This window comes from Pseudacidovorax sp. NFM-22, assembly GCF_021401245.1.
Taxonomy (GTDB): domain Bacteria; phylum Pseudomonadota; class Gammaproteobacteria; order Burkholderiales; family Burkholderiaceae_C; genus Xenophilus.
Genome location: NZ_JACBFY010000014.1, coordinates 19423 through 44540 on the forward strand (window position 1 = coordinate 19423; position 25118 = coordinate 44540).

Sequence of the window (25118 nt, forward strand, 5' to 3'; positions counted from 1 at the left end):
ATGTTGGCGCACCTCTTCAATGCCCGACCGGTGACGTCGCCGGCCATCTGGGGGCGACTGCCGGCGCATGCCGACTTCGTGCGCCATGGTGTGCGCCACGGCGAAGCCGAAGGTTGGGAGGCATGGCTGAGGGGCGCACTCGGCCGAGCGGCCTCGCAGCACGAGCCGGATGCCGGCCGGGCCCTGCGTACCTCGATTCCCATCGCGTTCGTGCTGCCGCCGGGGCATGTGCCGTTTGCGCAAGGGCGGTTCGTGCTCGGCGTGATCCTGCCGTCGACCGACCGCGTGGGCAGGCGGCATCCCCTCGTGGTCTACCAGGTGGCGCGCCGTGCCTGGATCGAGCGCCATTACGAGCGGCACGTCCATGAGCCCCGAAGCTGGCAGTTTGGGCTGGCGCGGCTTCTGGCCCAGCATGTCCAGGCCCGGGCCGACTGCGAGCTGCGGCAACTGGCGCAGCACGTCGACCGGCTGTGGGGCGAGTTGGGCGACGGTGGCTCCGGAGGCCCGGCAGGCAAGGCCGCGGATGTGCCGGCGGTCCGCGCGCCAGCGCATGGCTTCCACGACCCCGCGGCCGCGCTGCATGGGGTGCGGCACCTGCCATGGTCGGACTGGCCGCGGCGCCTGCAGGGCGTGCGCGGTCACTGCGCCTTCTGGCAGCAGGACGTGGCCGGGCGCTTCGTCGATGCCTCCGAGAACCTCGCATCGCTATGGGAGGGCCGGCATGGACGGAATGGTTGAGGCGCCGCCGATGCGGCTGCGGCTCACGCACAGCCATGGCAGGGTGGCCGACGCCCACCTGGTTCTGGAGCCCGCCGGCATGGCCGTGGGGCAGGTGCTGCAGCGCCTGGGTGAAGACGCGGCCGACCTTGGGTCGCAGGGCGACGGACAGCTCGCCTGGCAGGCCGCGGCGCAGCAGTGGCAACTGGGCCATGGAGGGGCGGGCCTGGCGTTCACCCTCAACGGCCGGCGCCTGGCCCTGGGCGAGACGGTGGCCTTGCGCGCGGGGGACGAGCTCGAGATCGGCCTGATCCGTCTGGTGGTCGAGGACGCCGGCATCGCAGGCGTGATGGAGGAGGGCGAACCGCGGGCGTGGCCCGCCGTCGGGCGCCAGGCAGAACCCGAGTTCGACCTGCGGGACCTCGCCGGGACGTCGGTTGCGGGCCCGATGCCCGTCGAGTCCGGGCGCGCCACGGAGGACCCCTTCAGTGTCCTGGGTCTGGACGCCGTACGGTCGGCGCCGGCTGAGGACCCGTGGCTGGCGTTGCTCGGACTGGATCCCGGGCCAATGGGCACCGTGTCTGCGCCACCGTCGGCGGCCCAGCCTTCGGCCCGCGCGGCGCAGCCGGGCATGCCGCTGCTCGAACAACTGCACGAGGAGTTCGTGCGGGCGGTGCGCGACCCCACCGGGCTTCCGAGGCCTTGGGACTGGGCGGAGACGTCGCCTGACCAGCCCGGGCAGGCGCCCTCGTTCGAGGCCCTGTGCGAGGAAGCCCGGTCCTTTGCCCTGCTGCGCGACATCCTTCAACCCCGGGAGGACATGGACAGGCTCATCGACCAGTTCCCCTCTCTGGGCGAGGGCGACCTGCTGGCCGTGGAGGGCGAACCGGACGTGCTTCGGCTCTTTGCGCCGGAACTCGTGGCGGGCCTGTCCCCGGCGGTGCCCGACCTGACCCGCAGGGAGCACCATGCCCTGGCCGCAGACAGCGCCGTACGACTGGGTCGCGCGACGAACGGCGCTGGCGGCAGCGGCGCTGCGGTCCCGCCAAGGGGCGAGCGGCCATGACGGGGCAGGACATGCAGGCCCATTCCGGCGAAGCACCCCAGACCGGCGCTGCGCTCTCTTCGCCAGCGCGCGGCGAGCTCCACGCCCCGCGGCTCGGGGCGGAGCCGCCCAGGGCCGCGCCGCAGACTCGTGCGCACGAGCGCGGCGAGCGCGCCATGCACCCGGGTGTCCGCCTCACCCGGTTGCCGGCCGAGCGCACCTGGCGCGCCGATGGGCGGCTGCTGCCCACGCTCTTCGACCGGCTGCGCGACGACGCGCCCGGGCGTGCTGCCGGCGCGGGCGGCGAGCACGGCCTCAGGCCCGCCCAGTTGCGCGACATCGTGCAGCGCGACCTCGGCTACCTGCTCAACACCACCAATGTCGAAGACCTGATCGACCGGCGGCGCCATGAGGCCGCCGCGTCGTCCACCCTCAACTTCGGTGTGCCCGCATTGGCGGGCGGCTATGCGTCCGAGCGGCGCTGGGCCGACATCGAACGGATCATCCGCCGTGCGATCGCCGACTACGAACCGCGCCTGATCCCGCAGACAGTGCAGGTCCGGCCGCTGCTGACCGACGAGGCCCGGGATGCCTACAACGTGCTGCTGTTCGAGATCCACGCCATGATCGATTGCAAGCCCTTTCCGCTGGAGCTGACCGTGCGCAGCTCGCTCGATCTCGAGAACAGCCGGATCGCCGTGCGGCCGGCGGCCCCCGCCCTGGACACCCGGCACCCATGACGGCCACCTGCTGCGTGGCGTGAGGAACCATGGATCCCCAACTGCTCGATTACTACAACCGGGAACTGGTCTACATGCGGGAAACGGCGCGCGAATTCGCGGCGTCGCATCCCAGGATCGCAGGCCGGCTCGGCATGCTCGGCATCGAGGTGGCCGATCCCTATGTGGAGCGCTTGATCGAAGCCTTCTGCTTCATGTCGGCGCGCATGCAGATCAAGCTGGACGCCGAGTTCCCGCGCTTCACCCAGCGGCTGCTGGAGGTGCTCTACCCCAACTATCTGGCGCCCACGCCGTCGATGGCGGTCGCACAACTCCACCCCAACTACCAGGAGGGCGATCTTGCGCGTGGCTTCGTGGTGCCCCGGGGCACGGCCTTTCACGGACAGGTGCCGGCCGGTGAGGAGACGCCTTGCGAGTTCCGGTCCGGCCAGGATGTCACGCTCTGGCCGATCGAGATCGTGGATGCCCGGCTCACGGGCGCTCCACCGGATCTGCCCGGCCTGGAGCGGCATCTGCCGGCCCATGTGCAGGTGGCCGGTGCGCTCCGACTGCGCCTGAGGACGGCGGGCGATCTGCGCTTCCAGGACCTGGCGGGCTTCGACAGCCTGCCGGTGTACCTGTGCGGCGACCCGTCGGTCGCATCGCATGTGTTCGAGCTGCTGCACACGTCGGCCGTGGCGTCGTTCACCGGGCCGCCGGGCCAGTTGCTGGTGCGGCCCCATGCGGTCACGTCCCAGGCCCTGGTCCACCATGGGCTGGAGCCGGGACAGGGCCTGCTGCCGCTCGAATGGCGCAGCTTCCACGGCCACAACCTGCTGCACGAGTATTTCGCCTGTCCGGAGCGCTTCTACTTCTTCTCGCTGGCGGGGCTCGGGCCGGGCGTGAGGCAAGTGGCGCACAACGAGCTGGAGATCGTCGTGCTGCTGAGCCGGCCGCCCGGCGCGCTGGCGGCCGTGGTGGACAAGGGGCAGTTCGCGCTCTTCTGCACGCCGGTGGCCAACCTCTTCGAGCGCCGCACCGACCGGCTCGAGATGAATGCCGCCCAGCCCGAGTTCCATGTGGTGCCCGATCGCTCGCGGCCGCTGGATTTCGAGGTCTACGCCATCCGGTCCGTCGAAGGCCACCAGGCCCGCACCACGGCCGGTGTGGAGTTCCGGCCGCTCTACCAGAGCCTCAACGAGGACGAAGGCAACCATGGCCGCTATTTCAGCGTCCGCCGCGAGGCGCGCACCGCGTCGGACACGGCGCGCCGCTACGGCACGCGCACCCCTTACGTCGGCACCGAGGTGTTCATCTCGCTCGTCGACCAGAACGAGGCGCCCTATCCCGAGGCCATCCGCTACCTGTCGCTGCGGGCGCTGCTCACCAACCGCGACCTGCCGGCGCTCATGCCGCGCAACGGCCGCACGGATCTGCGCGTGGCCGATTCGATTCCGGTGGAGGCGGTGGGGTTGATCCGCCCGCCCAGCCTGCCCAAGCCGCCGTTCGCGGAGCGCGAGTTCGCGTGGCGGCTGGTGCGGCAGCTCAACTTCAACCACCTGCCGCTGGCGGACATCGGCCATCGTCCGGGGGCGCAGGGCCTGCGGGACCTGCTGCGGCTGTTCGTGAACGGCGCGGACGAGTCGCAGCTGCGCCAGATCGACAGCCTGGTGGGCTCGCGCATCGAGCCCGTGACCCGCCGCCTGCCCGGCAGCGGTCCGCTGGTGTACGGGCGTGGCGTGCAGTGCACCCTGACCGTGGACGAGCAGGGCTTCTCGGGCGCCAGCCCCTACCTGTTCGGGCTGGTGCTGGAGCAGTACCTGGCGCGGCACGTCAGCATCAACGTCTTCACGCAGACCCGTCTGGAGTCGATGCAGCGCGGCCTGGTGGCTCAGTGGCCGGTGCGCATGGGCGGCCGCGGCATCGTCTAGGCACATGGCTGAAGCGACCGACCCGGAGCCGGCAGCCGGCATGGGACAGCAACCCGCCGCGGCCCGTGCCCATGCCTTGCTGGAGGCCCTGAGCCGCCAGCCCTGGAAGTTCGGCTTCCTGCCGCTGCTTCGGCGCCTGGGTGCCCTGCATCCGGCGCTGCCCCGCATCGGCCATGCGCAACGGCCACAGCAGGAGCCAGTGCGGCTGGGCCAGCGCGCCTCGCTGGCCTTTGCGCCGCGCGAGATCGCCGAAGCGGTGCTGCCGACACGCGCCACGGCCGCGCCCTATGCGGGCGCCCATCCGCGACGGGGCAACAACCCGGCGCTGCCCGCCGTGCGTGTCTTCGGCCTGGGCCTGCTGGGGCCCAACGGTCCGCTGCCCCTGCACTACACCGAGATCGTGCGCGAGCGCTGGGAGAACCTCGGCGACCCAACGCTGGCGGACTTCCTCGACCTGTTCCACCACCGTTACCTGAGCCTGGTCTACCGCGCCTGGGCCGAAGGGCAGTCGGCGGCCGGGCTCGACCGGCCGGACGACGAGCGCTTCAGCCGGTACGTGGCGTGGCTCACCGGGCATGAGCTGGGCGAGATCCAGGAGGGGCCGCTGCCCGTGCATGCCCGGCTCTCGGCCGCCCCGCACCTGGCCGGTGGCACCCGCCACCCGGCGGGGCTGGCGGCGACCCTGGCCCACTTCTTCAAGGTGCATGTCGAGCTCCAGGAGTTCGTGATGCACTGGATCGACATCGAGAAGCCGGACTGCAGCCGGCTCGGCCAGGCCAACGAGGCCGCACTGCTGGGCCAGGGCGCCATCGCTGGCGAGAAAGTGCCCGACCGCCAGAACAAGTTCCGGCTGGTGATCGGCCCCCTGTCGTTGCAGCAGTACCTGCGCTTCACGCCGGGAGGGGCCGACCTGCCGGTGCTGATCGCGTGGGTGCGCGGCTTCGTCGGCTTCGAGTTCGCCTGGGAGGTCGAGCTGCGCGTCCTGCGCGACAGCGCGCCGCCCGCCCGGCTGGAAGACGGCGAGCGCCTCGGCTGGACGACCTGGCTGGGCCTTGCCGGCATGCCCGCGCCGTCGGCCGGCGCGGCCGGTCCCGACCATGACGCCGCCCCGCCGCGCGGCCGGCCACGCGCGGCATCCCGTGCCGGGCCCGAGAAGGACTACGCCGTGGGAATGATCTTCGAGCCCGAACGCTATCTCCCGGCCTGACCGACGCCGCCTCATTTCCCCGTTCTTCCGTTCCTTCCCATGACCCTCGCCGTCCCCCACTCCGCGCCGCTGGCCGGGGCTCGCCACGCCCTCGGCGCCTCGGCCGACTGGCTGCTGCCCGTCAGCGACATCGAACCCTGCGGTCCCAACCTGGAGTACGACCCGGAGTACGCCATGCTCTGGACGCGCCTGCAGCCGCGGGGCGAGGCGCAGTACGGCAGCTTCGTCGACACGCCCGAAGGCCCCAACTGGGCCGAGGTCGAGCGCGATTGCCGCCGGCTGCTGCTGCGCACCAAGGACCTGCACCTGATCATCTGCCTCACCCGCGCACGCACCCGCCTGGGCCAGGCGGCGGGGCTGCTGCAGGGCCTGGACATGCTGGTGCAGTCCCTGCGTGCCTGGCCCGACACGATCCATCCGCAGCCGGTCATCGACGGCGAGGCCGAGCCGGCGGTGCGCGCCAATGCGCTGGCGGCACTGGCCGATCCAGAGGGCCTGGTGGGCGACGTGCGCGAGATCGCGCTCGACACCGGGGCCGGCGTGCGCCTGACCGTGCGCGATGTGGAGCGAGCCCTGGCGGTGCCGCGGCCCGAGGATGCACGGTCGCCGGAGTCGGTGCGCCGACAGCTGACCGCGCTGCGCGGGGCGGCCGTGGGCGATCCCGACGTGCCGGTGCACCAGCTGGCCGCCGCCTGCCGCCATGTGCAGACCATCGCGGCCTGGTGCCGCAGCCATCTGGGCGATCAGGCGCCCGACCTCCTGCCCCTGCAGCGCATGCTGGCGCTCTTCGTGCCCGCGGCCGATGAACTCGACGCCATGACCGCCGTGCCGCCTTCGCCGGCGGCGACGTCGACGCCCGCCGTGGTGGACCTGCGCCGACCGCCGCTGGCCGCGGGCCTGCGACCGGTCACGCGCGACGATGCGCTCGCCGCCATCCGCCAGGTGCGCGACTGGTTCGAGCTGCATGAACCCAGCAGCCCCGTCTCGGCACTGCTGCGGCAGGCGGAGCGCATGGTGGGGCGGCGCTTCAGCGAAGTGGCCGACTGGGTGCCGCTGGACCTGCTGCGCCAGTGGGAGGCCGCCGCTGAACACGAGACGTCACGGGGAGGCCGGCCATGAACCTCGACGAAGGCGTCATCATCGCCCTGGGCTTGCTGCTGACCGGTGCCGGCGGCGCGCTGGGGGCGGCGCTCGCCCTGGCCGTCTTCTGGCGGAAGCTGCAGGCGGGTGCCGCACGCATGGTGGAAGAGCGCCTCGCCGCGCAGATCGCCGCCCTGCGCCAGGAGCAGCAACGCCTGCCGCAGAGCGTGCAGCAGGCCCTTCAGGTCGAACTGGAGTTCCATGCGCGCGAACAGGCGGAGCGCGATGCGCACCATGCGGCCGAGTTGCGTGAGGTGCTGCGCGGCGCCCTGGCCGCCTATGGCTGGATGCCCGCCCCGCCAATGCCCCCCGCGCCCGCACCGGCGTCCGTCGCCCCCGCATGGCCGCCCACCGCCGGCCCCGGCGTGGCGCCGCCGCTCGGGCCGGCCAGTGCCGGGCCGGCCGCGGCTGATGGTGCGCAGGCCCCGCGCGCACTGCCGCACTTGAGCGACGCGGAGATCGACGCCCTGCCTGCCGACCTCCCACCGCCCTCGCGGCGCGTGAAGCCGCCGCTGCGGCCCCCGGCCGGTCTGCCGGTGAAGCGGCTCTGAGCCCGCTCTGCGCCGCGGCCCGGCTTCCGTCAGGATCGGCCGGTGCGGACGTCGTGGCTCAGTGCCCGATGCCGGGCACCGGCCGCGTGCGATAGAACTGCATCGGCACCGCCTCCATCTCCTTGCGGTGCTGCTGCAGCACCGAGCGCTTCATGCGGCCCACCACGTGCATCTCGCAGGGCTTGCAGTCGAAGCGCAGGGTGAGCTTCTCCTTGCCGTTGACCAGGTGCAGCGGCTCGGCCTTGATGGTGCCCTTGACGCCGATCACGCCCTTGGCCTGCTTGGGGCACAGGCTCAGCGAGAAGCGAACGCAGTGCTTGGTGATCATCAGGCTGACCTCGCCTTCCTCTTCCTGGCTTTCGTAGGCGGCGTCGATCACCTTCACGCCGTGGCGGGCGTAGAAGTCGTGGGCCTTCTGGTTGAAGACGTTGGCCAGGTAGCTCAGCGAATCGTCGGGGTAGGGCACGGGCGGCTCCACCGGCTGGGCGCGCGGCAGACGCTGGAAGCCCACGGCGCGCGCCGACTCCAGCGCCTCCGTCGCCTCGCGCCGCAGCGCGTTGAGCTGAGAGGCCGGCACGAACCACGGCTGCGACAGCGCCAGCTGCAGGTCGATGAGTTCGAACACGGTGTTGCCGAAGCGGCCCAACTGGTCGCGCAGGCTGGCCTCGGCCTTGGCGGCATCGCTGGCGGGCTCGTGCGGCAGCGTGAGGTCGGCCGCGCCGACGAAGCCGTCCTCGTCGGTCAGCGTCAGCGCCAAGCCCTCGGGCGTCTCGGCCAGGTGCGCCCACAGGCCGATGCGGCGTTCGCTCGACTTCTTGTCGAGCATGCGCACCCAGTCCATGTCGCGGTTGCGGTTGAGCTCGGTGCCGCGGCGCAGGTCCTTGAAGCCCTCCATCGGGTCCTTGGGGAACACGCGCCACTTGCCAGCGCCCGGCTTGCCCACTGACTCGGCGCGGTTGATGGCCACGCCCACCAGCTCGCGCTGCAGGTCGTAGTAGCACAGGCCGTCGCCGTTGTGCAGCACGGCGGCGTGGTCGGCGGTCTCCAGCTCGAACCAGTTGGGGCCCGTCTGCGTGACCCAGCCGATCGCGCGGCCGGGGTTCTTGGGCGTGTCGAAGGCGCCGATGTCCTGCTTCCGGCCGTTGACGAAGTAGTCGGTGAACTCGCGGTTGAAGTTCTGTTCCGGGTCCGGGTCGAAGAAGAAGCGGGTGCTGCCGCTGGACGCGCGGGCCAGCGGCGCGGCGCCGCCTTCGCGCTCCTCGACGATCCCGTCCAGCAGCCGGCGATAGTGGGCCGTGATGTTCTTGACGTAGGCCATGTCCTTGTAGCGGCCTTCGATCTTGAAGCTGCGCACGCCGGCGTCGATCAGCACCCGCAGGTTGTCGGACTGGTTGTTGTCCTTCATCGACAGCACATGCTTGTCGTGCGCCACGAAGCGGCCCGCGTCGTCGATCACCTGGTAGGGCAGGCGGCAGGCCTGCGAGCAGTCGCCGCGGTTGGCGCTGCGGCCGGTGTGGGCATGGCTGATGTAGCACTGGCCGCTGTAGGCCACGCAAAGCGCCCCGTGGATGAAGAACTCGATGGTGCAGCGGCTGGGGTCGGTGGCGGCGCGCACGGCGGCGATCTGCTGTACCGTCAGCTCGCGCGCCAGCACGATCTGCGACAGGCCGGCGTCCTGCAGGAAGCGCGCCTTCTCGGGCGTGCGGATGTCGGTCTGGGTGCTGGCGTGCAGCTGGATGGGCGGCAGGTCCAGCTCCAGCAGGCCCATGTCCTGGATGATCAGCGCATCGGCCCCGGCCTCGTACACCTGCCAGGCCATGCGGCGCGCGGCTTCGAGCTCGTCGTCGCGCAGGATGGTGTTGAGCGTGATGAAGATGCGGCTGCCGAAGCGGTGCGCATGGCGGATCAGCCGCTCCAGCCCTTGCATGTCGTTGCCCGCGCCGGCCCGTGCGCCGAAGGCCGGGCCGCCGATGTAGACGGCATCGGCGCCATGGTTGATGGCCTCGATGCCGATGTCGGCGTCGCGGGCAGGGGAGAGCAGTTCGAGCTGGTGGGGCAGGAGCGACATGGTGGCCGCGGATTATCCCCGTGGGCGTGCCGTGGGGCACGGCTGGAAACGCGCTGGACCTGATCGCCATGCCTGGTCTTGCTCCCTCTCCCGCAAGGGGAGAGGGGAGCAAAGCCCGGCGGCCGATTTACTTGCGCCTGGCCTTGCCCTGCTTCTGCCAGTAGGTGAACGGGTCCTCGTGCACCTCCAGGTCGATCTCGGCCACGCGCTGGGCGAGGCGCTCCTGCACCTCGGCCACCGCCTGGTTGTAGACCAGCGGACCGATCTCCTCCAGGAAGAAGTTGAGCAGGGCGCCAGCGGCGATGTTGCCGATGCGCTCCTCCATGTTCTCGGCGAAGTAGCGCTCGATGGAGGCCACGGCCTGCTGGCGCTGGTCCCGTTCGATCTCGATGGTCATTCAAAAGCCTCCGCGCTGGCGCGCTACGGTGCGAGCGCCCTTCGGAGGGGCCGGGGGGCGCTCATTGTTTGGCCTCCACCTTCATCCGCGCATTCGGCACCATGCCGTACATCTCCGGCGCGTACATCGCCTCGACGCGGCTGGGCGGCAGGGCGAAGTCGCCGACGTTGTTCAGGCGCACGGTGTATTCCATCTTCACCACGCCCTTGGGCAGGTACTCGTAGTAGCTGCGGAAGGCCTCGAAGCTGCGTTCCTCGAAGGCCGGGGCGGCGCGGCCCGAGGCCGACTTCTCGCCCTGCGTCGCGATCTGCGAATCGCGGCCGAGCCCGCTGCCCAGGATGGTGGCGCCGCCCGGGATCGGGTCGCTGATCACCACCCAGGTCATGTCGGTGCTGGCGTTCACCTCCAGCGCCACGCGCAGCACGTCGCCGCGGCTGTAGCGGCCGGCGGTGGCCTGCTCGACCGGCGTGATGGTCTTCTTGAGGGTGTAGCCCGCCGCCACCGGCGCCGTCAGCGGCACGGCGGCCATCGACTGCACCGTGAGCCACGGCCGGCCGCTGCCCTGCTGCGTGACCAGCAGCGTGCCGCGGCCCTCGCCGGCCGGCCAGGGCAGGCTCATGGTGTTGTTGCGCAGCATGCCCGCGGCGGCCGGGGCGCCGATGGCGCTGGCCTGATGCGGCGCGCCCGTCGGGTCGCTGGCCTTGACGCGCTCGACGCGGGCCCAGTCCACCTGGGCCTTGGCATCGCCCAGGGTGGCGCCGGTCACGCCCGTCACGGGTGCGCTCTCGAAGGCGCGGCTGAACTTCTCCAGCGCCAGGCCGCCCCACAGGTTGGCCGTGGTGGTGGCCCAGGCGCCGCGCTGCTGGCGGCCGATGAAGCCGGCGGCGATGCGGCCCAGGTCGTCCTTCCAGGCCGGGTCGTCCATCACGGTGAGCAGCAGGCGCGCGGTGTTGACGTCGCCGCCGGCCATCAGCCACCACCAGTAGTCGTCCTGCTCGGTGCTGAAGATCAGCTTGGTGCCCTGGTACGACAGGCGTGCGCGCAGCACCTGGTCGGCCTCGCGCAGGCGTTGCTCGCGCTGGGGTACGTCCTTCACGCGGCGCAGCACGTTGATCCAGTCGATCACGGCGCTGGTGGGCCACTGGTTGGGCGCGATGGTCAGGCTGCCGGTCATGGCGCCGGTGGCGCGGCCGTAGCGCGACAACGCTTCCAGCGCCGCCAGCTTGCGCACGTCCAGGTCCTTGCGCGGGCTCCAGAAGTCCCGCTGGATGCGGCCTTCGACGAAGGCGATCAGGCCGTTCTCCATCGGCGTGCGCACGGCCTCGGGCAGGACGAAGGCCGGGTCCAGTCCGGCCGCCTCGTGGGTCGCGGCCAGCAGGTAGCTGGTCAGGATGTCGCTGCCGCGGTTGGCATCGCCGCCCTGCGGCGGGAAGTAGCTCGCCAGGCCGTCGCCGTCCAGGTAGCCGGGGATCTGCGCCGCCACCGACTGCCACAGCTTGCCGTCGCGCAGGCCGATGGACTTGCTGGTCTTCTGTTCCAGGCAGGCGAAGGGGTAGCGCGCGAACCAGTCGCGCACGCCAGGCAGCCCCTCGGCCAGGCGGGGCTGCAGCGCCAGCTGGATGCCGCCGCGGCCGGGCAGGGCGCCGGCGGGCGCCTGCACGTCGAGCGTGAATAGGCCATCGATCTGCGCCAGCGTGGCCTGCTGCACCGTCACCGGCACCGCGGGCAGGATGCGCTGGCTGGCCTTGAGCGCGTCGCGCGCGTTGCCCGAAACGTCCTTGGCCTCGATCTCCCACAGGATGGCCTCGGCCCGCGTCTGGCCGAGCTGGGCGGGCGCGGTCACGTCCCAGGCCAGCTCGCGCGATTCGCCGGCCGGGATGTCCACCGTGCGCGGCGCCAGCGTCAGCAGCGTGGCGCGCGGCGACACCTCCACCTTCATCGGCTTGGCCGTGGTGTTGCGCAGCGTGAACTGGGCGCGGTAGGCGTCGTCCTCGCGCACCAGGGGCGGCAGGCCGCTGATGATCTGCAGGTCCTGCGTGCTCTGGATGGTGGCCTCGCCGGTGCCGAACAGGTTGGTGCCCGAGTCGGCCACCGCCACGATGCGGAAGGTGGTGAGCGCGTCGTTGAGCGGCACCGTCACCGTGGCCTGACCGTTGGCGTCCAGCACCACGCGCGGGTTCCACAGCAGCAGCGTGTCCAGCAGCTCGCGCGTGGCGGCCTTGCCGCCGCCCCCGCCCGCGGGCACGGCCTTCTTGCCGTAGTGCCGGCGGCCGACGATCTCCATCTGCGCGGTCGAGGTCGACACGCCCCAGCTGCGCCGCTGCAGCATGGCGTCGAGCAGCTTCCAGCTGTCGTTGGGCATCAGCTCCAGCAGCGCCTGATCGACGGCGGCCAGCGCCACCTCGGCGCCGGCGGCGGGCTTGCCATCGGGGAGGCGGGCGGTGATGGTCACCTGCGCCTTGCCGCGCACGGTGTACTTGGGCTGGTCGGTGGCCACCTTCACGTCCAGGCGGTGCGCCTCGGTGCCGACGCGGATTTCGGCCACGCCCAGCCGGTAGGCCGGCTTCGAGAGGTCCACCATCGCCGTCGGCGCCACGTACTCGCGGCCCTCGACCCAGAAGGCCGTCCACCATTCGCGCGGCGCCTTCCAGCCCCAGCTGAAGAAGGAATACCACGGCACCTCGCGCAGCCGGCCGCGCAGGGCCAGCACGCTGACGTACACGTTCGGGCCCCACTCGGGCTTGATGGTGAGGTTGACCGTCGGGTCCTGGCCGTTGAGCTGCACCGCCTGTGTGTCGAGCACGCCCTCGCGCTCCACCGACACCAGCGCGGTGGCAAAGCGGAAGGGGCTGCGCACCTGGAACTTGGCGACCTCGCCGGGCTGGTAGGTCTTCTTCTCGGGCAGCACGTCGATGCGGTCGTTGTCTTCGCCGCCGAACCACAGCTCGCCCTGCCTGGTCACCCACACCGAGCCGGACGCGCGGCTTGCGCGGCCCTCGCCGTCGGTGGCGGTGGCGACCAGCTCGACCTCGCCGGCCTCCTTGATCTGCGCCTCGCACAGCAGCAGGCCGCGGCTGTCGCTCTGGCCGTTGCAGACGGTGCCCAGCGGCTTGACCTCGGTCTTGTTGTCGTAGGTGTAGAAGCCGCCCACCATGCGCTTGCGGCTGGTGGTGGTGATGCGGGCGACGGCCTCGACCTTGATCTTGGCATTGGGCTGGGGCTTGCCCGCCAGGTCCAGCGCCAGCGCCTGGAAGCGTAGTTGCCGGTCGGTGGAGACCCAGCCCTCGGTCTTGATGCCGGCGACCACGGCGGCCGGCCACAGCGTGCGCGTGCTGCGCAGCGTCTGCACCTCGCCGTTGGGATCGGCGTAGCTGGCTTCGAGCAGCAGCTCGCGCGGGCCGGTGTCGGCCGTGGCGGGCAGCTTGTCGATGGTGACGCGGCCGGCGCCGCTGCGGTCCAGCGTCAGGGGCAGCTTGTCGGCGACGACGCGGGTGTCCTGCGTGGACTCGGGCTGCTCCTCGTCGCTGCTGGACGAGCGCTCCCCGGCCTTGCGCGGCGGCGAGAAGCTGAAGCCATCGAAGTCCGGGTAGTTGGGCACCATGCCGCGCACCATGGCCGAGACGCGCACCGGCAGGTTGGTGGCCGGTCCGCCCGAGACGTAGTTCACCTGCACCGCCACCGGCAGGCTGGTGACCGCGACCAGCGGCTTGTTGTCGGCGGGCGCCACGCGGCCTTCCAGCACCGGCAGGCGGAATTCCTCGACGCGGAACTGGCCGGTCGAATAGCTGCGGCCGCTGCGCTCGCCGTCTTCCTCGGCCTCGCCGCGCTGCGGCGCCGAGCCACTGCGCAGCTCGATCTGGTAGACGCCCAGCTTGGCGGCGGGCGGCACCTGGAAGGTGTTCTCCGCGCTCAGGCCGCCGGTGCCGGTCGAGCGCCAGTTGATCGGCTGGGTGAACTCCTGCCCACTGCCCACATGCGTGATGACCAGTTGGCCCGGCCGGTCGGTCGGCAGGCCGAAGCCCTGCGCCGTCTGGGTGCGGATCAGGTGCTTCATCGACACCGTCTCGCCGGCGCGCAACAGCGGTCGGTCGAGCACCGTGTGCGCCACCACATCGGGCTGCATGTCCATGCTGGTGGGCACGTTGAAACGCCAGGGCTCGATGCCGCGCTGCCAGTTGCTCCAGACGAAGGCCAGGTCTTCCACGCCCTTGTCGTCCTTGGCCCGGGCGCTGACGAACCAGGCGGCCTCGCTGTAGTAGTCATCGTCGCCCGAGCAGCTCGTCGGGTCGGAGGGCACGTCGGCCAGCCGGGCCAGGCCGTTGGCGTCGGTGCGGGCGGTGGCGATTTCCCTGCCGCGGCAGTCCGACACGCGCACCTGTGCGTTGGCCACCGGCTTGCCCTTGTCGAGCGTGGTCACCCAGGCCAGGCTGTTCTCGCGGCCCAGCTTGAAGTGCACCGCCAGGTTGGTGGCGAGCGCCGTGGTGCGCACGTACATCGTGCGGTTGGCGCCGTATTCCTCGTTCAGCAGGGCCTCGCCCAGCTTGCGGGAGGCGATCTCCAGCACATGGAAGCCCGGCGTGAGCGGAATGCCGACCACCTCGAAGGGGCGGTCGTCGCCGGCATCGGACTTGGGCATGTCCAACTGCCGGGCGCCGCTCTGGTTGGCCAGCAGCGAGACGGCGCGGGTCTCCACGCGCTTGGCGTTGTCGCGGTCCACCACGGGCGGCAGCGGGGCGCGGCTGTCCTTGCGGGCCTGGTCACGCGCGATGGTGGTCTGGTCGTAGCGCTGCACCTTGCGGTACCAGCCGATGATCTCGGCATCGGTCTTCGGATTGAGGTCGCTCACCTTGCCGGGCGTCAGCGCTTCCACGCGCAGCGCGGGTTCGACACGGCGCACGGTCACGGGCATCAGCGCCACGCCATTGGGCTCGGCCAGCCGCTCGACCACGCCGAAGGGCGAGGCCGCGAACTTGGCCAGCGGCGGCATCGCGCCGGTGGCCGTCTTCATGGGAAAGGCGTCGGCCTGGCCCAGCGTGCGACCGGAAGCATCCTGGAAGCCGCGGGGCAGCGAAATGGTGAACTCGGTGCGCTCGGGGAAGGGCGCGGGCAGGGTGACCGAGTCGACCACGGCATCGTCGCCGCCGCCGTTGTCCTCCAGCACCGGTTGGATGGTCTTGCCGCCGCCCTTGGCCTCGATCTGGCTGGCGAGCTTGCGGGTGACCGGCGCGTTGAAGCTCAGCGTCATCGGGCGCAGCGGCAGGCAGGCGGCCTGCGCGTTCTCGCGCTCGCAGCTGAAGCTGACGGCGAAGGGCTCGCGCACCTCGAAGGACAGGCGCTTTTCCACCGAGTTGGCGACACCCGACGGCGTGGCCACGCCCTTGCCATACACCAGCTGCACCCGGCTGCCGGGCGTGAGCGTGCGGTTGCACTGCAGGGCGACGAAGCGCAGCGGCTCCTTCTTCGCCAGGCTTTCGACGCCGCGGGCCTTGATCAGCGCCGCGCGCTGATCGCCCTCGACCAGCTTGACCGGAATGCGCTCGCCGATGTCGTCGGCCGCGCACCACAGGTTGGCCTGCAGGCTCTGCGGCGTCGCCGGGCCGGTCAGCTGCAGCAAAAAGAGCTGTTCCTCGTCGATCTTGCCGTAGCTGGGCCAGTGGTTGCGCACCGCCGGGCCGCCGGTGCTGAAGGCGTAGCTCTGCGGGCCGGCCAGCGCATCGCCGGCGGGCGACTTGAAGTTGGCGACGCGGGTGGCGGTGCAGCGCACGCCGGCGGGCAGGTCGTCCTCGAAGGTCCAGACCCAGCGGCGGTCGCTGGTCCAGCGGCCGCTGCCGCGCGCCGCCTGGGCGTTGTCGCAGCTGACGGTGAGCGGCGCGGGCGCCTGCGCGTCGCCGAAGCGCACCGCGGGCTGGTCGAAGCTGGCCACCACCTGCCGCACGCGGGCCACCTCGCCCTGGGGCGACAGGTTGCCGATCTGCAGGGCCTGGGCGCCCAGGGCCGTCAGGCCGGCCGCGAGCAGGGCGGCCACGGACGGAAGGCGTCGTGCAAGTCTCATTTCTTGTCCCTCTGACTCGGAAAGCACCCGGCAGGTTAGCGGATGTCCGTGGCGGGCCCGCCGCAGAACCGGCCGCCTCCTACAATCGCGCCCTCGTTCGCAGGCCGTGCGCGTGGGTGGCTTAAGCCCTTTCACTTCAGGCCCGACTGCCGCTCCCCCGCCTCATGAAACGCCACTGGGAAATCGACGCCTTGCGCGGGCTGATGCTCGTGCTGATGACCGTCACCCATCTGCCCACCCACTTCACCGACCCGCTCGGCCAGCCCTTCGGCTGGGTGTCCGCGGCCGAGGGTTTCGTGTTGCTGTCGGCCTTCATGGCGGGGCTGGTCTACAGCCGCTATGCGCGGCGCGACGGGGTGGAGTCGATGCGAAGCGCCTTCTGGCGGCGGGTGCTCAAGATCTACGTCGCGCATGCGGCGCTGCTGCTCTTCCTGTTCACCGTCATCACGGCGCTGGGCATCCGGCGCATGGAGCCGGCGGTCACCAACCTGGTGTCCTGGTACCTGGCGCAGCCGGCCGAAGGCTTCGTCTTCGGCCTGCTGCTCATCTACGAGCCGGCGCTGCTGGACATCCTGCCGATGTACATCTTCTTCATGCTGCTGAGCCCCTGGGTGCTGGCCTTCGCGCTGCGCCATCAGCGCTGGGGCTGGCCGGCGGTCATGGTGGCCAGCGCCGCACTGTGGATCGGTGCGCAGTACGGGATGAGCGAATGGCTCTACGGCTGGACCTTCGCGCTGACGGGCCTGCCGGTGCCCTTCAACGAGATGGGCGCCTTCAATGCCTATGCCTGGCAGTTCCTGTGGTTCGGTGGGCTGTGGCTGGGCTTCACACGCAGTGCGCCCCATGCCCGGCCGCTGCGGCTGCACTGGGCGGTGGTGCTGCTGGCGGTGGCGGTGGCGCTGGTGGGGCTGTACTGGCGCCACTTCGGCGAGCACGGCCAGGCGCCCTTCGGCGCCGACATCTCGCGCAACCTGTGGGTGGACAAGTGGCAGCTGGGGCCGCTGCGCCTGCTCAACCTGATCGCGCTGGGCATCGTCGCCATCCGCTTCGGCCCGACCTGGGCCCGCTGGCTGCCGCGCGTGCGCTGGCTGGAGACGCTGGGCCGGGCCTCGCTGCCGGCCTTCTGCGCGCATCTGGTGGCGGTGCTGACCGTGCTGGCCATCTTCGGCGACAGCCAGACCTCGCGCCCCTGGTGGGCCGACACGCTGCTGCTGGCCGTGGTGCTGGCGTGGATGTGGGCGGTGGCGCGCTATACCCAGAATGCGGATGCCGCGCCGCCCGAAGAGACGGTTCAGCCGCCCGAGGACCTGGGATCGGCGAAGGCCATTGCGCCCGCCGGATCTGCCGGCCTGACCTGAAGCCTGCCGCCTGGATTGCCGGCCGCGGCCGGACCCACGCAGGGCCGGCCGGGTGCCGCCGGTCAGTGCGGCCGGCTGGCCGTCGCCATTGCACCCGTCGGCGCCATCGCCGGCACCGAGGGTACGGCCGCCGCGCTGGTGGCGCCCACCGCAGGCGGGGGTTGCACGGGCGTCGCCGCCTGCGCCCCGGCCGTCGGCTGCACCTGGCTGGCGATCACCGAATGCCAGACGCGATAACCCGCCTCGGTCATGTGCAGGCGGTCGGGCAGGAAGAGTTCGGGCCGCGGCTGCCCATCGGCGCCCAGCATGGGGTTGAAGATGTCGATGAAGTCCGACTTGGCCTGGGTGCGCAGGTAGGCCGCGATGATGTCGTTGGTCTCGCGGATCCTGGGCAGCAGGTGCGCCCGCGACGGACTGGGCTTGATCGAGATGTAGCTGATGCGCGTGTCCGGCAGCTCGTTCTGCACGGTGTTGACGAAGAGGGCGAAGTCCTCCAGCACCTGGAAGGGCGTCCGGCCTTCGGCCAGGTCGTTGTCGCCGGCGTAGACCAGCACATGGCTGGGCTTGTAGCGCACCACCAGGTCGCGCACGAAGAGGCTGCAGTCGGCCATGGTCGAGCCGCCGAAGCCGCGGTTGATGACCACCGGCCAGTTGCGGAAGTCCTGGGCCAGGTTGGTCCACATCCGCACCGTGGAGCTGCCGACGAAGAGCACGCCGCCCTCGGCCGGCAGGGCCGCCTTGTCCGCCTTCTCGAAGGCGTCGAGCGAAGCCTTCCAGCGCGCATGGGCCGCCAGGTAGGCCGGCGAGGGCGCATTGGCGGCGACGGCCACCGGGCTCTGCGCCAGGGCCGACGCGGCGGCCAGCAGGGTGACAAGACCGAGGGCCACCGGGCGCACGCGCGCACCGAGGCGGGACGGAAGGTGGGGCAGAAGTGTCATCGGCACGAGGAATTCAACCGCTCGGCAGCGCAATGGGTTGACAGCTGTCCGAAAAGCGCAGGATGTTAGGCCAGCCTGTCGCCGACGCGCCAGCACGGCCACCATTCCCGCACTTGCCACGCGGGCGACGGCCGCCCCTTGCGCGTCAGAGCTTCTGGATCTTGGCCTTGGCGATCACGTCGCTCCAGCGCTGGATGTCCGCCGCCAGGAAGTCGCGTGCCTGCTGCGGCGTGCTGCTGCGCGCCGTGAGGTTCAGGTCGCGCAGGCGCTGCACCAGCTCGGGCTTGGCGAGGGCGGCCTGGACTTCCTTGCTCAGGCGATCCACCACGGCGGGCGGCGTCTTGGCCGGTGCGGCCAGGCCGTTCCAGGAGCTCAGGTTCATCTGGGCGAAGGCCGGGCCGGTCTCGCGGGCGGCGGGCACGTCGGGCAGCTGGGGCGCGCGGTCCTTGCCGAGCACGGCCAGGGCGCGCAGCGTCTTGCCCGAGATCTGGGTCACCAGCGGCCCCAGGATGTCGACCATGGCGTCGATCTCGCCGCCGCGCACGGCCGTGACCACCGGCGGCGTGCCGTTGAAGGGCACCACCTGCGCCTCGATGCCGGCCGTCAGCTTGAACATCTCGGCCGCCAGGTTCTGTGTGGTGCCGATCTGCGGGGTGCCGATGTTGAGCTTGCCAGGATTGGCCTTGGCCCAGCTGACCATCTCGGGCAGGGTCTTGAAGCGGCTGTTGCCGGCCACGGCGATCACCAGGTCGAAGGTGGCCAGCAGCGAAATGGGCGCGAAGTCCTTCAGCGTGTCGAAGGGCATGGTCTTGAACAGCGCCGCGCTCACGGCCGAGCCGCTGGAGATCAGCAGCAGGGTGTGGCCGTCCGGCTCGGCGCGCGAGACGGTCTCGCCCGCGACGATGCCCCCGGCGCTCGGCTTGTTGTCGATCACCACCGCCTGGCCCAGCGGTCCGGCGATGGCCTGGCCCACGGCACGGGCCGTCAGGTCGGCGCCGCCGCCGGCGGCATTGGGCACCACGATGCGGATCGGGCGCGACGGAAAGGTGCCCTGGGCCCCGGCCAGGCCGGGCAGCAGGCTGCCGGCGGCTAGCGCGGCGGAGGTGGCAAGAAATTGGCGTTTGCTGTGCATGTCTCGTTCTTGGCGAGGGAGGGAAGAGGGGAGATCCGGCAGCCGCGCTCAGTCGCGCGTCGCCTTGCGCTGGACGCAGTCGACGTAGGCGTGGCCGTCGGGCGGCCGGCCGGCGCGCTGGCTTTCCCACATCATGCGGCCCAGGCATTCCATGGCCTCGTGGTGCGCCTCCAGCAGGGAGCCGCGGCGCGCGGCCAGCAGTTCCACCGCCTGGCGGATGCCGCGCGGCTGGTCGATGGAGCACTGCTCGCTGATCGACAGGTGCATCGACAGGTGCAGGAAGGGGTTCTCGCGGCCGTCCTTGCCGTCGTAGACGCGGGCGACGGCGGCATCGGCGTCGGCCAGGTCGGCGTGGTATTCGGGGTGCTGCGCAATCCACTCGGCGGCGATGATCTCGAGCGCCTCCATGGGCTGGCCGGCGCGGTGCTTGGCGTGGACGGCGCAGAAGAAGCGCCGTACGTCTTCCTGGGTGGGATTGAACATCCTGCCGAGGTTAGCACCGGCCACCACGCTGCCGCCGCGGGACTGTCTTGCGCATCAGGCAAGATCGCGGATTCCCCATTGCACCGTCCGGATGACCAACCTGCCCCCCTGGGCCCGCGAACTGGGCTCCCGAATGCGCGAGCGCGCCCCGCTCAAGATCGTCGGCACCACCATCTGGGTGTGGGTGTTCTTCATCGGCTACTTCTACCTGCTGCGCCACCCGGCGCGGCCGCCCCTGGTCATGCCGCTGACCTGGGTCGATGCCTGGGTGCCCTTCGAGCCCCTTGCGCTGGTGCCCTACCTGTCGCTGTGGCTGTACGTGGGCATCGCCCCGGGGCTGCTGCGCGGCTTCATGCCGCTTCTGGTCTATGGCTTTTGGGCTGGGGCGCTGTGCGCCTGCGGGCTGATGATCTTCTACCTGTGGCCCACGCAGATTCCTCCGCTGCCGCTGGACCGTGCCGATGCACCCGGCTTCGCGCTGCTGGCCGGCATCGACGCGGCGGGCAATGCCTGTCCGTCGATGCATGTGGCCATCTCCGTCTTCACGGCGGTGTGGATCGAGCACCTGCTGTGGCGCGTGGGGGCGCCGGCGTCGCTTCGGCTGGCGAACCTGGCCTGGGTGCTGGCCATCGCCTGGTCCACGCTGGCCACCCGGCAGCATGTGGCCTGGGACGTGGCGGGGGGCACGGCGCTGGGTCTGGTGTTCGCCGCCGCCTCGCTGCGGTGGCGTTGGCGCGAGTCTGACAAGGCCCCGCGGATCGAACGACTATCATGAAAATTGACATTACAGACAAAAGACTCATGAGCTCGCTGAAGGAATTGCAGGACCTGATCCAGGAGAAATACGGCATCGACCCTGCCACCCTGGACCCGAACGAGTCCATGCGCGACAAGGGGCTCGATTCCCTCGCCCTGGTTGAATTCCTGTTCGAGATCGAGGACCGTTTCAAGATCTCCATGCCCGACCCCGATGCGAGCATCGAGACGCTGGCGGGCCTCGCCGCGGTGGTCGACAAGGCGCGTGCCGAGGCGGCCGCGAAGCAGGCCTCGTGACGCAGGTCGCCGTCACCGGGCTGGGTGTGGTCTCGCCGCATGGCGAGGACGCGCAGGCCATGTTCGCGGCCCTGATGCGGGGCGAATCCGCCATCCGGCCCGTCTTTCCCGACCTGCCCAGGCCCGCCGCCGCGGCCACGCTGCAGTTCGACGAATCCCGCTGGTTCACCAAGCTGCAACTGCCCGGCGTGGACCGGGTCAGCCAGCTGGCCGTCGCCGCCGCCGAGATGGCCGTCCGCGACGCCGGCGCACTGGGTGATGTGGCGGCCGAGCGCCTCGGTGTCTACGGCGGCTGCGGCATGGGCGGCGCCACCGCGCTGGAGGCCGCCTACCGTGGCAACGGCCGGGTGCCGCCGCTGACCATTCCCGCCTTCATGCCCAACGCGCCGGCGTCGCAGGTGGCGATGCGGCTGAATGCGCGCGGTCCGGTGTTCACCTATTCGGTGGCCTGCGCCTCGTCGGCGGTGGCCATCGCCGAGGCCGCCAAGGCGGTGCAGCGCGGCGAGGTCGATGTGGCCATCGCGGGCGGCAGCGAGGCGCTGATCGTGCCCGGCGTGGTGCTGGCCTGGCAGGCCATGCAGACGCTGGCGCCGGTGGTGGCGGGCGAGGAGTCGCGCGCCGTGCGGCCCTTCGCGGCCGACCGGGCCGGCTTTGCGCTGGGCGAGGGCGCGGCCTTCCTGGTGCTCGAATCGGCCGAGCGCGCCCGCGCGCGCGGCGCCGCGGCGCATGCCCTGCTGACCGGCTGGGGCCACAGTTGCGACGCCACCCACCTGACCAAGCCCGACGCGGCCGGCCAGGCCCGGGCGATGCGCGCCGCCCTGCAGGTGGCTGGACTGCAGCCCTCCGATGTCGGCTACTGCAATGCCCATGGCACCGCCACCCGAATCGGCGACGGCGTCGAAGCCGAGGCGCTGAACGCCGTCTGGGGCGATGCCATCGGCACGCTGCGCGTCAGCTCCACCAAGGCGCTGCACGGCCACCTGCTGGGTGCGGCCGGCGCGCTGGAGGCGGCCATCACCGTGCTGGCGGTCAAGAACGGCCAGTTGCCGCCCAATGCCCATGCCGAGCAACCCGATCCGGCCTTCGGCCTGAACCTGGTGCCGGCGTCCGGGATGGACGCGCCCGACCTGCGCGCGGCCGTCAGCAGTTCCTTCGCCTTCGGCGGCTCCAACGCGGTGCTGCTGTTCGAACGTTCCTGACCGCGTGCCCGGCTTTCAGCCGGGCACGGCCTGCCGCGCGGTGGCAGGCGAGGCCAGCGCGAACTGCATGTCGGCCAGGGCCCGTAGCAGTTGCGCATGCGCAGCCTGCAAGGTGTCGACGCGGGAACGGGCTTCGTCGATCGCTCCCAGAGCCAGCGCCCGTCCGACCTCGTCGCTGTGCCGGCGCACGATGGCGTGTTCCTGGCGTACGCGCTCGACCAGCGCGAGGCGGTCGACGGCGGACAGGGTGGGCGCTGCGGCGGGGTCGGGCAGCGTTGGCAGCGGCGGCATCACGGGGCTCATGAGGCGCCGGCCGTGCTGCAGCGCATGGCGCAGCTGCTGCAGGTGGCCGCGCGCCTGCACCTCGGCCAGCAGCAGCGGATAGACCTCGTCCGTCCAGCGCACGCGCGCGCAGTCGCGCCAGGCCTGCGGCGGCTGCCACACCTGCACCCAGGCCGGCAGGTCGGCCGCCGGCATGGGGCGGGCCACGCCATAGCCCTGGGCGCGGTCGCAGCCCATCTGCAGCAGCAGGCGGCCGTGGGCCTCGCTTTCCACGCCTTCGGCGATGACCCGCCGGTCCAGCGCGTGGACCAGCCGGATCACGCCATGCGCGATCACCAGGTTGTCGCTGTCCTCCAGCAGCTCGCGCACGAAGCTCTGGTCCAGCTTGATGGTGCGCGCGGGCAGGCGCTTGAGGTAGGTGAGCGAGGAATAGCCGGTGCCGAAATCGTCGATGGACACATGCACGCCGAGCGCGTGGCATTGCTCGATGATGCGGGCGGCCTTGACCACGTCGTCCAGGCTGGTGGTCTCCAGGATCTCCAGTTCCAGCAGGTCCGCGGCGTCCGGATGCCGCTCCAGCGCCAGGCCGAGCTTGCGCATGAAGTCGGCCGCCTGCAGCTGCGCGCTGGCCACGTTGACCGACACCGGCAGCCGCAGGCCCGCGGCTGCCCAGCGTCCGGCCTGCACCAGCGCCTGCTCGATCACCCATTCGCCCAGGTCGATGGTCAGCGCATCGTCCTCCAGCAGGGGCAGGAAGGCGCCGGGCGGCAGCAGCCCGCGTTCGGGATGCTGCCAGCGGATCAGCGCCTCGGCGCCGAGCACGGTACCCAGGCGCATGTCCACCTTGGGCTGGTAGTGCAGCACCAGCTCGCCGTTGCGCATGGCCTGCCGCAGGCGCTGCGCATGGTGGCCGACATCGCGGGCATGCCGGTCGTCCTCGGCATCGAAGACATGGAAGCGGCCGCCACCGGCCTGCTTGGCGCGGTACATGGCCTGGTCGGCATGGCGCAGCAGGGCTTCGGGTTCCACCTCGTCCTGCGGGAAGAAGGTGACGCCGATGCTGCCGGTGAGCAGATGGTTGCCGCTGCCCACCTGCAGCGGCAGCGCGATGGCGTCGATCACCTGCTGCAGCATGCGGTGGCAGCCTTCGGTGTCGCTGCGCTCGAACAGCAGGACGAATTCATCGCCGCCGGTGCGGGCCACCGTGTCGTCGGGCTGGACGGCCGCCTGCAGGTGCCGCGCCACCTGGACCAGCGCCAGGTCGCCCGCCGCATGGCCATGGCCGTCGTTGACGGGCTTGAAGTTGTCCAGGTCCATGTAGCAGACGGCCAGCACCGTGGCGCGCCCGCGGGCCCGTGCCACGGCGTGCTGCAGCCGGTCGGCCAGCAGCACGCGGTTGGGCAGGCCGGTGAGCGCGTCGTAGTAGGCCATGCGCGCCAGTTGCTTCTCCTGCGCCTTCAGGTGCCGGATGTCGGCGAACACGGCGACGAAGTTGCTGACCTTGCCGTGGCCGTCGCGGATGGCCGAGATGGACAGCAGCTCGGGGTACACCTCGCCGTACTTGTTGCGGTTCCAGATCTCGCCGTTCCAGTTGCCCGTCTCCAGGATGCGCTTCCACATGGCCGTGTAGAAGGCGCGGTCGTGACGGCCCGACTGCATCATGCTGGGGTTGCGGCCGATCACCTCGGCGCGGCTGTAGCCGGTGATGCGGCAGAAGGCCGGGTTGACGTCGACGATGTTGCCCCGCGCGTCGGTCAGGGTGATGCCGTCGTAGGCGTTCTCGAAGGCGGTGGCATGCAGCTTCAGGCGCTGCTCGGCCGCCAACTGCGCCTGGTAGCGCCGCTGCAGCTCGCCATGGGCGCCCGCCAGCTGGCGCTGCATGCGGTGCCATTGCAGGAAGATCCAGCCCAGGTAGGTGGCCATCAGCATGGCCAGCACGAACAGGACGACGCGCCAGCCGTGAGCCTGGGCATCCAGGCGCTGCCAGCTCTGCTCGTAGCGGCGCTGCACGGCCTGGATATGGGCGGCGGTGTCGAGCCGGCGCACGGCGTCGATGGCCTCGTCGCGCGCCGTGCGCAGGCGCCGGATGGCATCGCCCTCGGCGAGCAGGCGCTGGATGGGCAGCGCCAGGGCCGGGTCGTTCTGGGCGGCGGCACGCAGGGTCTCGGCGGCGTCTGCCGAGTCCTTCCCGTCGCCGCGGCCTGGCAGAAAGCCCAGCACGTAGCGCTGGGTGGCGGCGCGCAGCGGCGTGGTTTCGGTGACTTGCAGCAGGTCCTGGGCGGCGTCCGGGAGTCGCGCCTGGGCCTGCGCCAGGCCGAGCTGGGCGCGTCGGAATTCCGGCAGGGCGGCGGCCTTCGCATCCATCGCCGTCCGCAGGGCGTTGAGCGATTGCTGGAGCGCGGGCCGGTCGGCCACCGGCACCACGTCTGGCAGGGCCTCCATGCGCAGGATCTGGTGCGTGGCCTCGGCGGCGAACTGCGACAGCGGCCGATCGTCGACCGTGCGCCCGGCCTGGAGCGAAAGCAGATGCGTGTCCAGGCCGGCGTCGGCTTCGCGCACGCTCAGCAGCTGGCAGAGGAACGCCATATGCGCGCTGGCGGGTGCCGGGTCGGCGCGCAGGTAGGTGAGGGTGAGCGCGCCCAGCAGCAGCGCCGCCATGGCGCCCGCGCGCAGGTACCAGGCGCGCGGCAGCGATACCGCGCGGGGTTCGGGAAGGGCCGCGGGGGTGGTGGTCCGGGCTGGAAGGCCGCCCCAGTCCGAAGGCGGGACGGAGGGGATGGCGCTCATCGGCGCCCCCGCTCGGCCCGGCATTTCGGCAGCAGGCGCCATCGCCCGGGCGGGCGTGC

General features: G+C 71.4%; 18 protein-coding genes. 11 read left to right on the forward strand and 7 right to left on the reverse strand.

Annotation, left to right across the window (positions count from 1 at the left end):
* Genes tagF through L0984_RS29410 form a run of 7 tightly spaced genes read left to right on the forward strand, consistent with a single transcriptional unit; the run spans position 1 to position 7310 of the window.
* Positions 1–738 carry a type VI secretion system-associated protein TagF gene (gene tagF / locus L0984_RS29380; protein ID WP_234197949.1) on the forward strand — a complete coding sequence of 246 codons (738 nt, stop codon included), beginning with the start codon at positions 1–3 and terminating at the stop codon, positions 736–738.
* Positions 722–1783: a TagK domain-containing protein gene (locus tag L0984_RS29385; protein ID WP_234197950.1), complete on the forward strand. Its 1062-nt coding sequence runs from the start codon at positions 722–724 to the stop codon at positions 1781–1783. The genes tagF and L0984_RS29385 overlap by 17 nt, the downstream gene beginning before the upstream one ends.
* Entirely contained in the window at positions 1780–2502 is a 723-nt protein-coding gene (gene tssE / locus L0984_RS29390) for a type VI secretion system baseplate subunit TssE (protein ID WP_234197951.1), read from the forward strand. The genes L0984_RS29385 and tssE overlap by 4 nt, the downstream gene beginning before the upstream one ends.
* A 29-nt stretch (positions 2503–2531) precedes the next feature.
* A complete protein-coding gene (gene tssF / locus L0984_RS29395) occupies positions 2532–4412 on the forward strand; it encodes a type VI secretion system baseplate subunit TssF (protein ID WP_234197952.1) in 1881 nt (626 codons plus the stop codon).
* A 4-nt stretch (positions 4413–4416) separates the two neighbouring features.
* Positions 4417–5619, forward strand: a complete 1203-nt coding sequence (gene tssG / locus L0984_RS29400) for a type VI secretion system baseplate subunit TssG (RefSeq protein WP_370646231.1) — start codon at positions 4417–4419, stop codon at positions 5617–5619.
* Between the two features lie 39 nt (positions 5620–5658).
* Positions 5659–6738 (forward strand): ImpA family type VI secretion system protein, encoded by a 1080-nt coding sequence (locus L0984_RS29405; protein WP_234197953.1) that lies wholly within the window; start codon positions 5659–5661, stop codon positions 6736–6738.
* A complete protein-coding gene (locus L0984_RS29410) occupies positions 6735–7310 on the forward strand; it encodes a hypothetical protein (protein ID WP_234197954.1) in 576 nt (191 codons plus the stop codon). Before L0984_RS29405 ends, L0984_RS29410 begins: the two co-directional genes overlap by 4 nt.
* Before the next feature lie 58 nt (positions 7311–7368).
* On the opposite strand, the gene L0984_RS29415 is transcribed toward L0984_RS29410, so the two are convergent.
* The 3 genes from L0984_RS29415 to L0984_RS29425 all read right to left on the reverse strand — a co-directional run bounded on the left by L0984_RS29415 (position 7369) and on the right by L0984_RS29425 (position 15827).
* Entirely contained in the window at positions 7369–9378 is a 2010-nt protein-coding gene (locus L0984_RS29415; RefSeq protein ID WP_234197955.1) for a peptidase U32 family protein, read from the reverse strand.
* A gap of 127 nt (positions 9379–9505) precedes the next feature.
* Positions 9506–9775, reverse strand: a complete 270-nt coding sequence (locus L0984_RS29420) for a DUF2164 domain-containing protein (protein WP_234197956.1) — start codon at positions 9773–9775, stop codon at positions 9506–9508.
* 61 nt (positions 9776–9836) lie between these two features.
* A complete protein-coding gene (locus L0984_RS29425; protein WP_234197957.1) occupies positions 9837–15827 on the reverse strand; it encodes an alpha-2-macroglobulin family protein in 5991 nt (1996 codons plus the stop codon).
* 164 nt (positions 15828–15991) lie between these two features.
* On the opposite strand from L0984_RS29425, the gene opgC reads away from it, so the two are divergent.
* Positions 15992–17185 (forward strand): OpgC domain-containing protein, encoded by a 1194-nt coding sequence (opgC, locus tag L0984_RS29430; RefSeq protein WP_234197958.1) that lies wholly within the window; start codon positions 15992–15994, stop codon positions 17183–17185.
* A 62-nt stretch (positions 17186–17247) separates the two neighbouring features.
* Here the strand turns inward: opgC and L0984_RS29435 are convergent, their stop codons facing one another.
* From L0984_RS29435 to L0984_RS29445, 3 genes are all read right to left on the reverse strand, one after another.
* Positions 17248–18123: an SGNH/GDSL hydrolase family protein gene (locus L0984_RS29435; protein WP_234197959.1), complete on the reverse strand. Its 876-nt coding sequence runs from the start codon at positions 18121–18123 to the stop codon at positions 17248–17250.
* Between the two features lie 145 nt (positions 18124–18268).
* Positions 18269–19255, reverse strand: coding sequence for a Bug family tripartite tricarboxylate transporter substrate binding protein (locus L0984_RS29440; RefSeq protein ID WP_234197960.1), 987 nt, complete (start codon positions 19253–19255; stop codon positions 18269–18271).
* A gap of 48 nt (positions 19256–19303) precedes the next feature.
* Positions 19304–19738, reverse strand: a complete 435-nt coding sequence (locus L0984_RS29445) for a DUF1841 family protein (protein WP_234197961.1) — start codon at positions 19736–19738, stop codon at positions 19304–19306.
* 91 nt (positions 19739–19829) lie between these two features.
* On the opposite strand from L0984_RS29445, the gene L0984_RS29450 reads away from it, so the two are divergent.
* From L0984_RS29450 to L0984_RS30065, 3 genes are read left to right on the forward strand one after another with little or no spacing between them, the layout of a single operon-like run.
* Positions 19830–20513 (forward strand): phosphatase PAP2 family protein, encoded by a 684-nt coding sequence (locus tag L0984_RS29450; protein WP_234197962.1) that lies wholly within the window; start codon positions 19830–19832, stop codon positions 20511–20513.
* A 26-nt stretch (positions 20514–20539) separates the two neighbouring features.
* Complete coding sequence (locus L0984_RS29455) at positions 20540–20791, forward strand: acyl carrier protein (RefSeq protein ID WP_234197963.1); 252 nt, start codon at positions 20540–20542, stop codon at positions 20789–20791.
* The gene (locus tag L0984_RS30065; RefSeq protein WP_234197964.1) at positions 20788–21990 is read left to right on the forward strand and encodes a beta-ketoacyl-[acyl-carrier-protein] synthase family protein; all 1203 of its coding nucleotides are present in this window, start codon (positions 20788–20790) and stop codon (positions 21988–21990) included. Before L0984_RS29455 ends, L0984_RS30065 begins: the two co-directional genes overlap by 4 nt.
* 15 nt (positions 21991–22005) lie before the next feature.
* Here the strand turns inward: L0984_RS30065 and L0984_RS29465 are convergent, their stop codons facing one another.
* Positions 22006–25059 carry a putative bifunctional diguanylate cyclase/phosphodiesterase gene (locus L0984_RS29465; protein WP_234197965.1) on the reverse strand — a complete coding sequence of 1018 codons (3054 nt, stop codon included), beginning with the start codon at positions 25057–25059 and terminating at the stop codon, positions 22006–22008.
* Positions 25060–25118 lie beyond the last annotated feature (59 nt).

Coding starts and splice junctions, on each gene's coding strand:
- tssF (WP_234197952.1), top strand. CDS start 2,532: ATGGATCCCCAACTGCTCGATTACTACAACCGGGAACTGGTCTACATG.
- tssG (WP_370646231.1), top strand. CDS start 4,417: ATGGCTGAAGCGACCGACCCGGAGCCGGCAGCCGGCATGGGACAGCAA.
- L0984_RS29440 (WP_234197960.1), bottom strand. CDS start 19,255: ATGCACAGCAAACGCCAATTTCTTGCCACCTCCGCCGCGCTAGCCGCC.
- L0984_RS29435 (WP_234197959.1), bottom strand. CDS start 18,123: ATGACACTTCTGCCCCACCTTCCGTCCCGCCTCGGTGCGCGCGTGCGC.
- L0984_RS29425 (WP_234197957.1), bottom strand. CDS start 15,827: ATGAGACTTGCACGACGCCTTCCGTCCGTGGCCGCCCTGCTCGCGGCC.
- L0984_RS29405 (WP_234197953.1), top strand. CDS start 5,659: ATGACCCTCGCCGTCCCCCACTCCGCGCCGCTGGCCGGGGCTCGCCAC.
- L0984_RS29450 (WP_234197962.1), top strand. CDS start 19,830: ATGACCAACCTGCCCCCCTGGGCCCGCGAACTGGGCTCCCGAATGCGC.
- L0984_RS29410 (WP_234197954.1), top strand. CDS start 6,735: ATGAACCTCGACGAAGGCGTCATCATCGCCCTGGGCTTGCTGCTGACC.
- L0984_RS29445 (WP_234197961.1), bottom strand. CDS start 19,738: ATGTTCAATCCCACCCAGGAAGACGTACGGCGCTTCTTCTGCGCCGTC.
- L0984_RS29415 (WP_234197955.1), bottom strand. CDS start 9,378: ATGTCGCTCCTGCCCCACCAGCTCGAACTGCTCTCCCCTGCCCGCGAC.
- tssE (WP_234197951.1), top strand. CDS start 1,780: ATGACGGGGCAGGACATGCAGGCCCATTCCGGCGAAGCACCCCAGACC.
- tagF (WP_234197949.1), top strand. CDS start 1: ATGTTGGCGCACCTCTTCAATGCCCGACCGGTGACGTCGCCGGCCATC.
- L0984_RS29420 (WP_234197956.1), bottom strand. CDS start 9,775: ATGACCATCGAGATCGAACGGGACCAGCGCCAGCAGGCCGTGGCCTCC.
- L0984_RS29465 (WP_234197965.1), bottom strand. CDS start 25,059: ATGAGCGCCATCCCCTCCGTCCCGCCTTCGGACTGGGGCGGCCTTCCA.
- L0984_RS29455 (WP_234197963.1), top strand. CDS start 20,540: ATGAGCTCGCTGAAGGAATTGCAGGACCTGATCCAGGAGAAATACGGC.
- opgC (WP_234197958.1), top strand. CDS start 15,992: ATGAAACGCCACTGGGAAATCGACGCCTTGCGCGGGCTGATGCTCGTG.
- L0984_RS29385 (WP_234197950.1), top strand. CDS start 722: ATGGACGGAATGGTTGAGGCGCCGCCGATGCGGCTGCGGCTCACGCAC.